Below are 11,896 nucleotides of genomic sequence, written 5' to 3'. Positions count from 1 at the left end.
GGCGCCGCAGGATGGATCTCGTTCACCCCAGACGATCAGGAGATCCCACCATGTCGAACACCCTCACCATCGTCGCCGGTTTCACCGCCAAGCCCGGGCAGGAGCAGCGCCTGCGCGACGAGCTGACCGCGATGATCGCACCGTCGCTCGCCGAGGAAGGCTGCCTGGGCTACCAGCCCTACGCGGACCCGGCAAACCCCAGCCGCATGATCATCGTCGAGGAGTGGGCCGACAGCGCCGCGCTCGAGTACCACTTCTCGCTGCCGCACTTCACCCACGTCGCCCAGGTCCTGGAGGAGATCCTCGCCGAGCCGTTCACCCTGCGCCGGCTGACCGACGTCCCCGCCCAGGTCTGAGCGAGTGACCGCTGTCCGCGGAAACCCGCACTCCGGGGGTGGCCTGCACAGCACTTGCCCCGGATCCGCTGGGAACTGTCGGTGGCGGCCGCTAGCGTCTTCAGACGTGGTTCAGGTTCACGTGGAAGGCGTCGGCGGCCGCCTGCCGAAACCCCGGGTGCTCGCCGCGGCGGGGCGGGCACTCGGGGTCATCCCCCCGCCGCTGCAGGTGCTGATCGGCATCGTCAGCGTCCAGGTGGGCGCCTCGCTCGCCAAGCAGCTCTTCGCGAGCACCGGGCCGGCCGGCACGGTCGCGCTGCGGTTGTTCTTCGCGGCGCTGGTGCTGCTGATCGTGTGGCGTCCGGTGCTGCGCATGGGCCGCCGGGCGCTGCCGGTGGTCATCGCGTACGGCGTGGTGCTCGGCACCATGAACGTGACCTTCTACCAGGCCCTCGCGCGCATCCCGCAGGGCATCGCGGTCACCATCGAATTCCTCGGGCCGCTCGCGGTCGCGCTGGCCGGGTCGCGGCGCTGGCTCGACGTGCTGTGGGCGGCGCTGGCGGCGGGTGGTGTCGTGCTGCTCGCCGAGACGCGTGGCGACCTGTCGCTGCTCGGCATCCTGTTCGCGCTGGTCGCGGGCGCCTGCTGGGGCCTGTACATCCTGCTGTCCGCGTCCCTGGGCAAGCGGACCGAGGAGGGCAAGGGCCTCGCGCTGGGCATGGCGGTCGCCGCGGTCGCGGCGATGCCGGTGGGCGTCGTGGAAAGCGGCACGAGCCTGCTGTCGCCGTGGGTGCTGCTCATCGGACTGGCCGTGGCGCTGCTGTCCTCGGTCATCCCGTACTCGCTGGAACTGGAGGCGCTGCGGAAGATCCCACCGCGCGTGTTCGGCATCCTGATGAGCCTCGAACCGGCGGTCGCCGCGTTGTCCGGGCTGCTGGTGCTCGGGGAGGCGCTGCACCCGTTGCAGTGGCTCGCCATCTGCTGCGTCGTCGCGGCCTCGACCGGAGCCACCCGCTCGGTGCGGGACGCACCCTGAACCCGCTGGGTAGGCTGGTCGCATGACCGTGCTCGACGATGTCGGCCGCTCGGCCGCGCTGCTCCGGGCGCTCCAGCGCGAACTCATGGTCTACAAGTTCGGCATCGACGAGCTGATGACCAAGCTGCGGATCCTGTCCGAGGAGTTCGACTTCGCGAACCAGCACGACCCGATCGAGCATCTGGCGAGCCGCGTCAAGTCGCCGGAGGCGATCCTCGACAAGCTGGCCCGCAAGGGGCTCGACCTGCGCATCGAGACGATCCGCGAGCACATCGAGGACGTCGCCGGCATCCGCGTGGTGTGCCCGTTCGTGCCCGACGTCTACCTGGTCGCCGAGATGCTCGGCCGCCAGGACGACGTCGAGATCGTACGCACCAAGGACTACATCGCCGCGCCCAAGCCGAACGGCTACCGCAGCCTGCACCTGATCGTGCGGATCCCGGTGTTCCTGTCCGACCGGGTCGAGCGGGTCAAGGTCGAGATCCAGATGCGCACGGTCGGGATGGACTTCTGGGCCGCCGTCGAGCACAAGCTGTTCTACAAGTACGCCGGCACCGCGCCGGCCGACTTCGCCGACGAGCTGCGTGCGGCGGCGGAAACCGCGGCGGACCTGGACGCCCGGATGACCGCCCTGCACCAGCGGTTGCAGGGCGGTCAGTCCTAGACCGTGTTTCCGGTCAGAGCTCCTCGTCGTGGGCGTAGCCCGGCATCTTGCCGGTCGCCACGAACACCATCCGCTTGCCGACCGACACCGCGTGGTCGGCGAAGCGCTCGTAGAACCGGCCGAGCAGCGTGATGTCGACCGCGGCCGCGACCCCGTGCTGCCACTCCTTGTCCATGATCACCGTGAACAGGTGGCGGTGGATCTCGTCGACGCGATCGTCCTCCTCCTCCAGCGCGCGGGCCGTCTCGACGTCCCGGCTCTTGATGACGTCGGCGACCTTCTCGGCGAGCCGGACGTCCAGCTCGCCCATCTCGGCGAAGTACTCCCGCACCGGCTCGGGCAACGTGGCCTGCGGGTGCCGGCGGCGGGCAGCCTTCGCGACGTGCAGGGCCAGGTCGCCCATCCGCTCCAGGCTCTCCGCCGCGTGGATCACGGCGAGCACGGTCCGCAGGTCCGTCGCGACCGGCGCCTGCAGCGCCAGCAGGGCGTACGCCTTCTCCTCGCTCTCGGCGCGGGCGTCGTCGATCTTCTGATCGTCGCCGATCACCTGCTCGGCCAGGGACAGATCCGCTTCGAGCAGTGCCTTGGTCGCCTTCCGCATGGCGGCCGCGGCCTGGAGCGACATGTCCGCCAGGTTGGCGGCCAGGTCTTCGAGTTCGACGTGGTAAGCCTCGCGCATGGCCACACTCTACGACCCGATCAGGGCAATCGCCGCATCGCGAAGTGAACCGAGCATGAACCGGCGCTAACGAGTTGTCACGAGTCCGACGAGCGCGAACGTGTCGACTTCGCCGGGGTGGGTGTCGGGGACGGGGTCGGGTTCGACGACGGGTGCGCGGCTTCGTACTCGGGCGAACCGGGCAGCGGGGTGTTGTCGATCAACGCGTGGAACAGGTCCCGCGACTTGGTCTCCAGCAGCACCTCGTTGCCACGGGCGTTCGACTCACCCGTGGTCGGCACGGTGAGGAACGTGAGCTTGCTGGGATCCAGACCCTTCATCGACTGGGCCAGCGTGAGCATCTGGTCGACGCCGATGTTGTCGCCGAAGGTGGCCCGGGCGAACGCGGTGACGAAGTTCGTCAGCTGGGTCGGGTCGGTGATGACACCCTGGGACATCGCCTTCCGCAGCAGCGCGGAGATGAAATCCTGCTGCCGCTTGATCCGGCCGTAGTCCGAGGTCGGGTCGCCCTGGACGTGACGGGCGCGGACGAAGCTGAGCGCCTGGTCGCCCGAGATCGTGACGTCACCGGTCTGCGAGATCACCATGCCGAGGACGGAGTCCTTGATCGGTTTGTCGACGTGCACCGTCACGCCGTGCACCGCGTCGACCATGTCCTTGAAGCCGCCGAAGTCGATGCCCACGAAGTGGTTGACGCGCATGCCGGTGAGCTGCTGCACCCACTTGGTGAGGCACTTGGGGCCGCCGACCGCGTAGGCGGTGTTCAGCTTCGCCTTCGTCACCGCCGGGACGACCTCGGCGGTGTAGGAGCCGGTGTTCGCGTCGTAGCGCTCGCACGCGGGGCGGGAGATCTCCAGGTCGCGCGGGAAGGACACGACCACCGCGCGCTTCCGGTCGGCCGGCACGTGGGCGAGCATCACGGTGTCCGAACGGGCGCCGCCCACCGCGTCGGCGTCGCCGACGTTCTCCTCCGCGGTGGCGCCGGCGCGGGTGTCGGAGCCGACGATGAGGAAGTTCTCGTCGCCGGTCTGCCCGGCCGCGTTCTGGATGTCCGAGGAGTTCTCGTCGAGGGCGGCGATTTCGGTGAACTTGCTGTTGAACCAGGTCTTGGTGCCCCACAGCGCCCCGGTGGCGAGGAAGATCAGGCCGGCGAGCACCGCGCAGGCGATGCGGGTGATGCGGATCGACCGCTCGCTGCGGCGCTGCTTCTTCTCCTGCAGGCGCGTCTGCGGCGCGGCCTGCTCGTCGTCGTCGCTCTTGACCGGCGCGACGACGCGCTGCAGGCGCGTGCGGGTCTGCTCGATCAGCGCGACCGGCCGCGCGATGAGCCGCTCGCGGCGCTCCTGGCGCTTGGCCTCCTCGGCGGCGAGCTCCTCGTGGGCGGCCGCGAACCGGGCGAGGGTGTTGTCGATCTTGCGGCGGACCTTGGTGTGGTCACCGACCGGCTCCAGCTCGTCGGTCATGGTCAGCCGGTCGGCGGGCGTCACCGGGCGGGCGCGTGGCGGGCGGCGGGGCCCGTTCGGTCGTCCCACGGCCTCGCCGAGCTTGGTGGCTTCGGCGTCCGCGTCGGACGCGGCTGCCTCCGGACTGTCCACGGGACGCCGGTTGGCCGGCGGGGGCGTGGCCGGCCCGGGACGAGCCCCGGGCGACTCCGCCCGGCCGGACGGCTGGGACGTTTCGAGCGGATTCCCGCCCGGACGATCGTCGGCCTCGTCCCCGGGCGGCTCGGCGAAGCCACTCGGGTGGCTAGCCTCGGGACGCGGCGCACCCGCCGGACGGACCGGCCGCTCAACGCCGGGAGCCGGTGGCTCGGCGAAGCCACTGGGATGGCGCGCGTCCGCGCGGCCGGCGGGCGGCGGGGCGGCCAGGAAGCCGCTCGGGTGGCGGGGAGCGCGTTCGGCGCCGTTCGCGAGCGGCGGCTCGCTGAACCCGCTGGGATGCGGGGCAGGCGCCTCGGCGCCATTCACCGGCTGCGGTGCCGGGACGAACCCACTCGGGTGGCGGGGTTCGTTGCGGGCAGTGCTCGCGGGGCGGACGGGAGCGTCGGCGCCGGTCACTTGCGGGGCCTTCACGAAGCCGCTCGGATGGGGGCCGGGCACGTCCACGCGCCCCGGGGGCGGCGGCGAATCCGGAGCGCTGTTCGGACGGCGGAGCGGGCCCGCGGGGGCGTCCGCACCGTTCACCGGCGGCGCCTCGGCGAAGCCACTCGGGTGGCGGGGCTCAACGCCGGGGCCCTCGGCACCGTTCACCGGCGGCCGTTCGACGAAGCCACTCGCATGGCGGGGCTCCGCGCCGGGAACGCCCGGCCCAGACGCCGCACCGTTCACCGGCGGCGCCTGGGTGAAACCGCTCGGGTGGCGGGGCTCCATGCCGGGGACCTCGGCGCCGTTCACCGGCGCCCGTTTGACGAAGCCACTCGCATGGCGGGGCTCCCCGCTGGGAACGCCCGACCCAGACGCCGCACCGTTCACCGGCGGCGCCTCCGCGAAGCCACTCAGGTGGCGGGGCTCTGCGGGACCCTCGGCACCGTTCACCGGCGGACCTTCGACGAAGCCACTCGCATGGCGGGGCTCCCCGCTGGGAACGCCCGACCCAGACGCCGCACCGTTCACCGGCGGCGCCTGGGTGAAACCGCTCGGGTGGCGGGGCTCCGCGCCGGGACCCTCGGCACCGTTCACCGGCGGCCGTTCGACGAAGCCACTCGCATGGCGGGGCTCCGCGCCGGGAACGCCCGGCCCAGCCGCGGCACCGTTCACCGGCGGCGCCTCCGCGAAGCCACTCAGGTGGCGGGGCTCTGCGGGACCCTCGGCACCGTTCACCGGCGGACGCTCGGCAAAGCCACTCGGGTGGCGCGGCTCGGCACCGGGAACGCCGGGCGCAGCTGCTGTCCCGTTCACCGGCGGCCGTTCGACGAAGCCACTCGCATGGCGGGGCTCCGCGCCGGGGGCATCGCCACCGTGCACCGGCGGACGCTCCGCGAAGCCGCTCGGGTGCGGGCCGGGGGCATCGGCGCGGGCGGATGGCTGCGGTTCGGCGAAACCAGTCGCGTGCCGGCCGGTCGTCTCCGGGCGAGCGGAGCGCTCCGGCGCCTCGATGAAGCCGCTGTCGCGGCGCGTTTCCGCAGAACCGGGCGCCTCGAAGCCGCCGGTGTGGCGCGGCTCCGCCGCACCGGGCAGCTCGGTGCCGGCCGGCGGCTCCGGCGCAGGGCGCGTCGGCGAGGTGCTCCGGCGCGGCAGGGCGGTCCGGCGGGGTTGCTGCGCCGGGGGGGTCGCTCCGGTCGCTGGGCGGCCCGCCGCGGCAGCGCGGCGCTGCGGCGGCGGCTCAGGAGCCCGGGGCTCCGGTCGGGCCGCCGGGGTGGCGCGACGAGCCGTCGGCTGCGGTTGGTCTGCCGGCGCGGTGTGCGCGTTGCCGTGCGTGCCGTCGAAGCGGGGGCGGTAGCCGGTGTGCTGGGCGACCAGGTCGGAGACGTTGATGCCACCCTGCGTGTCCAGTGACCGGCGGCGTCGCCGACCGGGGGAGCCGTCCTCGTCGGTTCTGTGACCGGGGCCTTCGGCGTGGTCGTCTGGCACCCGGTCTCCTTCCGTCGGTCACGCCGGCCCGCCGGGAGGGGACCGTCTCAGTGATCATCGCCGGGACGGCGAGCATCGTTATCGTAGAGATACTCTTGGATCCTGACGACACCCTCCTGCTGAATTTTTTACCTAGCGTGCGGCAAAGCGGGTCGAGTGCGACAAACGGGGTGATGCGGCGCACCGGCAAAACGGGGAATTCCACTCCGGTCATTACGGACAGTGCTCGAGGACGCGGACGCCGCCGCGTTCCCGATAAGCGACCCGGTTGCGCCCCGCGTGCTTGGCGGCGTAAAGGAGGTCGTCCGCCATCCGCAGCTGCTCCGGCCCGCTCACCGGCTGGTGCGACAACCCGACGCTGACTGTCACACCCAGCCCCGGGCAAATCTCCGACCAGGGGTGTTGTGCCACCCGCCGCCGGGCGAACTCGGCGATCCGCAGCGCGGTTCCGGGCTGGACCTCGGGCAGCACGAGCATGAACTCCTCGCCGCCGTACCGCGCGCAGAACCCGGGTGCCGGCACGCCCTCCCGCAACAGCTCCGCGACCCGCCGCAGCACCTGATCGCCGATGAGGTGACCGAACGTGTCGTTGACGCGTTTGAACAAGTCGATGTCGATCAACGCCACCGCCAGCGGCGTGCGCGCGTCGCCGAGCAGGTCCGCGAGCCGGTTGTCCAGGTAGCGCCGGTTGTAGACGGCCGTCAGCGCGTCGCGCAGGCTGTCCTCACGGGCTTCGGCGCGTTCGCGGCGGAGCTGGTCGAACTCGCGACGCAACTGCTCGGGAATAGGCGAAGGGGTACTGACCGCGATGCCCAGCGCGGTGCGCAGGTGCTCGTAGGCCGTCCGGAAGTCGCCCTGCGACGCGTGCAGCTCCGCGATGGCCTCGTGCAAACTCAGCAGGTCGGCCTCGTCCGGCCGCGCCCGCCGTGCGGTCACCCGTTCCACCTCCTCACTCCCAGTCTTCGTCCGCTCGCCGCCGTGGCTTGAGGAATTGGTACTGGCGCGCACGAAAATCGCTCGATGTGACGACCGGGGGCGAACGACGTGTCCGTTTTCCGCCAGCCGCCTGGGCGGCCGCTCGGAAAGCTGGACTCGTGACACACGTGGAAATCGAGCCGAACATCCTGTACTTCGGCACGCCGGTGGTGCTCGTCAGCACGGTCGGCGTGGACGGAAACCCCAACCTCGCCCCGATCTCGTCGGCGTTCTGGCTGGGCTGGCGCGGGATGATCGGTGTCGGCGCCAGTTCGCAGACCGTGCGGAACCTGCGGCGCACCGGGGAATGCGTGTTGAACCTGCCGTCGGCGCACCAGGCGGACGCGGTGGACCGCCTCGCCCGCACGACGGGCACGACCCCGGTGCCGGAATCCAAGCTACGCCGCGGATATCGCTACGAACCGGACAAGTTCGCCGTCGCCGGGCTGACGCCGGTGCCGTCGTCGTCGGTCGCGCCGCCACGCGTCGCCGAATGCCCGGTCGCGATGGAAACCGTGGTCGAGGCGATCCACCCGATCGCCGCGGACGACGAGGACCTGTGCGGCAACATCTTGTGCTTCGAGGTGCGGGTGCGGAAGGTGCACGTGCACCCGGAGATCCGGCTGCCCGGCACCACCGACCGCATCGACCCGGACCGGTGGCGGCCGCTGATCATGAGTTTCCAGGAGTTCTACGGCCTGGGCGGCAAGCTGCGCCGCTCCGAACTGGCGCAGATCCCGGAGCACCTCTACCGCAGCCCGGACGTCGACCGTGCGCGGCGGGAACTGGACGTGCGGCCGGCGGAACCGGACGGCCGCACGCCCAGCATGACGCCTACGGCGTGACGGTGATCCGGTCGGCCGCGGGCGGCGCGACCGGTGAGTGCGCACCGAAGTACGCGATCAGCGCGTCCAGGTCCACCGGGCCGCCGGCCAGGTCGGTGCCCTTGGTGAACTCGGTGAAGCCGTCGCCGCCACCGGCGAGGAAGTTGTTCACCGACACGCGGTAGGTGGCCGCCGGGTCGACCGGCTTGCCGCCCACGGTGATGCCGGAGACCTTCGAGCCGATCGGCGCGGACGCCGAATAGGTGTAGTGCAGGGTCGCGGAGATCTGCAGGACCCGAGTGCCGGTCGCGGTCCACTGCTGCTCGAGCACGTTCTTGAGGTTCGCGCCGGTCAGCGTGATGGTCTGCATGATGTTCGCGAACGGCTGCACGGTGAACGCCTCGCCGTAGGTGACCACGCCGTCGCCCTCGCCGGCGGGCGAGGACGCATAGGTGAGGTCCGCGCGGATGCCGCCCGGGTTGGTCATCACGATCTGCGCGCCGTTGGCCGCGGTGGCGTCGAGCTGCGCGTCGGCGATCACGTCACCGAGCGTGGACTCGCCGGACGGCGCCCCGGCCGCCTTGAGGTCGGCGGTGATCGTGCCGATCTGCTTGTTCGCGATCGGTGCCGCCTTCGTCACGGCCTCGCCGACCAGCTTCGCCGCTGCCGGGTCCGGCGTGACGTCGCGGGTGACGACCTCGTTGTGCGCGACGGTCGCGCTGCGCACCACGTCCCGGGTCCGTTTGTCGATCTTGAGGTCCACGACCGACAGCAGGCGGCCGAACGACAGACCCTGGACGACCGGGCGGGGGTTGCCCGCCGGGTCGGTGATCTGGCAGTTGTACTGCTGGTGGCTGTGGCCGGTGAAGATCGCGTCCACGCTCGCCGAGACGCTCTTGGCGATCCGGGTGGCCGGGCCGGCGTTGACGCGGCAGTCGTCGGGGCCGCCGGTGGCGTTGTCGCCCTGGTGCAGCAGCACGACCTGCGCCTTGACGCCGAGCCGGTCGAGCCAGCCGGAGGTGCGGTTGATGGCCTCGACCTCGTCGCCGAACTCCAGGCCCTTGATCGCCTCGGCCGACACGACGGTCGGCAGGTCCTTCAGGGTCGCACCGATGATGCCGATCGGCTGGCCACCGGAGACCTTCACGGTGAACGGCAGCAGCGCGGGCGTGCCGTTGTCGAAGGCGACGTTGGCGCCGAGGAACGGGAACCGCGCGCCGGTGTAGGTGTCGCGGAACTGGCAGCCGTCGACCGGGTGGCAGCCGCCGAACTGCATCCGCTGCAATTCCCGGTAGCCCTCGTCGAACTCGTGGTTGCCGACGGCGGACGCCTGGACCCCCAGTTCGTTGAGGAAGTCCACGGTGGGCTCGTCGTGGAACAGCGCGGAGGCGACCGGCGACGCGCCGATGTTGTCACCGGCGGACAGCAGCAGGGAGTTGCTCACCTCGCTCTCCAGCTGCTTGACGTGCGTCGCGAGGTAGGCCGCGCCACCCGCGTTGACCGTCGCGCCGCCGGGCAGCGTGACCCGGCCCGAGGAGCCGGTGGGCGGTTCGAGGTTGCCGTGGAAGTCGTTGAAGGTGATCAGCCGGACGTCGGTGGTGGCCGGCCGGGCGGCGGCGGACGCGGGCGCTGCCGCGACGGTGACGGCGGCCAGCGTCGCGGCGGTGACCGCTACGCATCGTCGCAGCACACGAGGTGAAGGGGACATCGTTCCTCCGATACGGGGCATACCGGCGCGATCTAACCTTCGCTGCGCAACGATCACCAGGTCCGAAAGGTGGAAGGCCGGTGAAGAGTCCGGTACCGGATCGGTCATCCGGCCGAGGCGGGCGATCGTTCGCCGGCTTCTTGGCCGATGCGGCGGGCCCCTGCCGGCCATAACGTCGGCGCATGACGACAGCGCAGACCACCGCCCTCCACTTCGGACTGATCGCGTTCCTCGCGATCTGGGGAACGGTGCTGGTCCCGCAGCTGGTGCTGCAGTACGTGCGGTTCGGACACCTCCGGCCGCGTCGTCTCGTCTCGACCGCCGCGGTGATCGCCTACGGCTCGGTCGCGCTGGCGGTGACCTTCCTCCCGCTGCCCGGGGCAGGCGCGCCCGGACTCGCCCGGAACATCCAGCTCACGCCGTTCCAGTGGATCGCCGACTCACGGCGCGAAGCCGTGCAGGGTGGCGTGCACGCGCTGTCGACCCTGGCGTTCGACCAGATGACGATGGACGTGCTGCTGTTCGTGCCGCTGGGCCTGTTCGCCCGGATGCTGTGGAAGCGCGGGTTCACGGCAGCCGTGCTGCTCGGGTTCGCCGTCTCGCTGGCCGTCGAGATCACCCAGCTCACCGCGAACTTCGGCACCGCACCGCACCAGTACCGGATCTTCGATGTGGACGACCTGATCAGCAACACCACCGGCGCCGCACTCGGCTGGATCGCCGCCACGCTGTTCCTGGTGCTGCGGTCAGCCGTCCAGCCGATCGGCAAGCCGGCGCGGCGCGAGCGGGTCCACCTCGCCGAGACGTGCTAGGGCCGCGGCCCGCTGGTGGGCCTTGCGCCTGGCCGCCCGGCGGTCCTCCCAGGTGACGACCACGGCGGCCGCGAGGAAGACCAGAACGACGAGCCCGAGGACGATCGCGTACTCCACGCCGCCTCCTTTGGCGTCGGGCTTGTGTGGCAGATCACATACCGTACTCGCCTCGTGTCGTTTCCGCCACCTTCGCCCGGAGGCCCGGTGGCGAGTGCTCAGCGCCGCAGGCGCCACAGCGACACCACCTCCCGCGAGCGGGCCCGGCTCAGTGGGTCCGTGCCCGTACGCGGTGCGGGGCGGATGTCCAGGCGGTCAGCCACCGTCAGACCGGCCGCGGTGAAGTGCGCCGTCAGGTCGGCGCGGGTGCGCAGTCCGAGGAGTTCCGCCAGGTCGGACAGGACCAGCCACGCCTCGCCGCCGTCGGTCAAGTGCGCGGCGGCACCGGCGAGGAACCCGGACAGCATCCGCGACCCGGGGTCGAACACGGCCGCGTCCAGCGGCGAGTGTGCCGCGCCGGGGAGCCATGGCGGGTTGCACACCAGCAGATCTGCCCGGCCTGGGGGAAACAGGTCCGCCGCCAGCACCCGCACCCGGTCCAGGCCGAGGCGGGCGAGGTTCGCCCGGGCACAGGTGACCGCGGCCGGGGAGACGTCCGTGGCCACCACGGCGGGTACCCCGCGGCGCGCCAGGACCGCGGCCAGCACCCCGGTGCCGGTGCCGATGTCGAACGCCGTCCGCACCCGGGCCAGTGGCGCCCGCGCCACCAGCGACACGTATTCCTGCCGGGTTGGTGGAAAGACGCCGTAGTGCGGATGGATCCGCGCGCCCAGCGCCTCGACCGGCACACCGGTCAGCCGCCATTGGTGCGCGCTCAGCATGCCGAGCACCGTCGTCAGCGGCACCAGCCCGGGACGGCCGCCCGCGGCGTGGATCGCCGCCCGGGTGTCCGGTGCACCGGGCAGGTCGATCCGCAGGTCGGCGCCGACCTCGACCAGCAGTTTCCCGAGCACCCGTGCCCGGTTTCGGCGGGACTGGCGGTAGCGGTAGAAGTCCGCGGTCCGGTCCGGCAAGCGTTTGCGCATCGCCGCGAGCAGCCGGCGCGCGGCGGCGAAGTCATCGCACCACAGCAGGCTCGCGCCCTGCGACGCGAGGCGGACGGCTTCCGCGGCGCGCAGGCCGGTGCCGACTTCGATGAGGTGTTCCACGAGGGGCTCCTGGGTGAGGAACCGTCCCCGGACGTGCGGGTACGGCCGTCCGGGGACGGCTCGAAGTGGGGATCACAACGGCCGTCACC

General features: G+C 71.7%; 11 protein-coding genes. 5 read left to right on the top strand and 6 right to left on the bottom strand.

What is annotated here, in order from left to right:
• Window positions 1-50 precede the first annotated feature (50 nt).
• The 3 genes from FHX46_RS01660 (at window position 51) to FHX46_RS01650 (ending at window position 2,035) form a co-directional block, all read left to right on the top strand.
• A complete protein-coding gene (locus FHX46_RS01660) occupies window positions 51-356 on the top strand; it encodes a putative quinol monooxygenase (RefSeq protein WP_167109997.1) in 306 nt (101 codons plus the stop codon).
• A gap of 121 nt (window positions 357-477) precedes the next feature.
• Window positions 478-1,371, top strand: coding sequence for an EamA family transporter (locus FHX46_RS01655; protein ID WP_167121003.1), 894 nt, complete (start codon window positions 478-480; stop codon window positions 1,369-1,371).
• 22 nt (window positions 1,372-1,393) lie between these two features.
• Window positions 1,394-2,035 carry a GTP pyrophosphokinase gene (locus FHX46_RS01650; RefSeq protein WP_167109995.1) on the top strand — a complete coding sequence of 214 codons (642 nt, stop codon included), beginning with the start codon at window positions 1,394-1,396 and terminating at the stop codon, window positions 2,033-2,035.
• 13 nt (window positions 2,036-2,048) lie between these two features.
• Here the strand turns inward: FHX46_RS01650 and phoU are convergent, their stop codons facing one another.
• The 3 genes from phoU to FHX46_RS01635 form a co-directional block, all read right to left on the bottom strand.
• The gene (gene phoU, locus FHX46_RS01645) at window positions 2,049-2,714 is read right to left on the bottom strand and encodes a phosphate signaling complex protein PhoU (protein WP_167109993.1); all 666 of its coding nucleotides are present in this window, start codon (window positions 2,712-2,714) and stop codon (window positions 2,049-2,051) included.
• Between the two features lie 77 nt (window positions 2,715-2,791).
• Window positions 2,792-4,177 (bottom strand): LCP family protein, encoded by a 1,386-nt coding sequence (locus FHX46_RS01640; RefSeq protein WP_167121001.1) that lies wholly within the window; start codon window positions 4,175-4,177, stop codon window positions 2,792-2,794.
• Window positions 4,178-6,496: 2,319 nt separating this feature from the next.
• The gene (locus FHX46_RS01635) at window positions 6,497-7,219 is read right to left on the bottom strand and encodes a GGDEF domain-containing protein (protein WP_313885994.1); all 723 of its coding nucleotides are present in this window, start codon (window positions 7,217-7,219) and stop codon (window positions 6,497-6,499) included.
• Window positions 7,220-7,377: 158 nt separating this feature from the next.
• Here FHX46_RS01635 and FHX46_RS01630 point away from each other — a divergent pair, with 158 nt between their 5' ends.
• A complete protein-coding gene (locus FHX46_RS01630; protein WP_390622576.1) occupies window positions 7,378-8,103 on the top strand; it encodes a flavin reductase family protein in 726 nt (241 codons plus the stop codon).
• On the opposite strand, the gene FHX46_RS01625 is transcribed toward FHX46_RS01630, so the two are convergent.
• Window positions 8,093-9,790: a bifunctional metallophosphatase/5'-nucleotidase gene (locus tag FHX46_RS01625; RefSeq protein WP_167109988.1), complete on the bottom strand. Its 1,698-nt coding sequence runs from the start codon at window positions 9,788-9,790 to the stop codon at window positions 8,093-8,095. The two genes, FHX46_RS01630 and FHX46_RS01625, sit on opposite strands and share 11 nt — an antisense overlap.
• A gap of 182 nt (window positions 9,791-9,972) precedes the next feature.
• Here FHX46_RS01625 and FHX46_RS01620 point away from each other — a divergent pair, with 182 nt between their 5' ends.
• Window positions 9,973-10,602, top strand: a complete 630-nt coding sequence (locus tag FHX46_RS01620) for a VanZ family protein (RefSeq protein ID WP_167109986.1) — start codon at window positions 9,973-9,975, stop codon at window positions 10,600-10,602.
• Here FHX46_RS01620 and FHX46_RS01615 read toward each other — a convergent pair.
• Complete coding sequence (locus FHX46_RS01615) at window positions 10,537-10,719, bottom strand: hypothetical protein (RefSeq protein ID WP_167109984.1); 183 nt, start codon at window positions 10,717-10,719, stop codon at window positions 10,537-10,539. The two genes, FHX46_RS01620 and FHX46_RS01615, sit on opposite strands and share 66 nt — an antisense overlap.
• A 98-nt stretch (window positions 10,720-10,817) precedes the next feature.
• Window positions 10,818-11,807, bottom strand: coding sequence for a class I SAM-dependent methyltransferase (locus FHX46_RS01610; protein WP_313885993.1), 990 nt, complete (start codon window positions 11,805-11,807; stop codon window positions 10,818-10,820).
• Window positions 11,808-11,896 lie beyond the last annotated feature (89 nt).

This window comes from Amycolatopsis viridis (assembly GCF_011758765.1).
GTDB lineage: Bacteria > Actinomycetota > Actinomycetes > Mycobacteriales > Pseudonocardiaceae > Amycolatopsis_E > Amycolatopsis_E viridis.
Note: the sequence above shows the minus strand (reverse complement) of the source record. Positions and strands in the feature narration are given on the sequence as shown.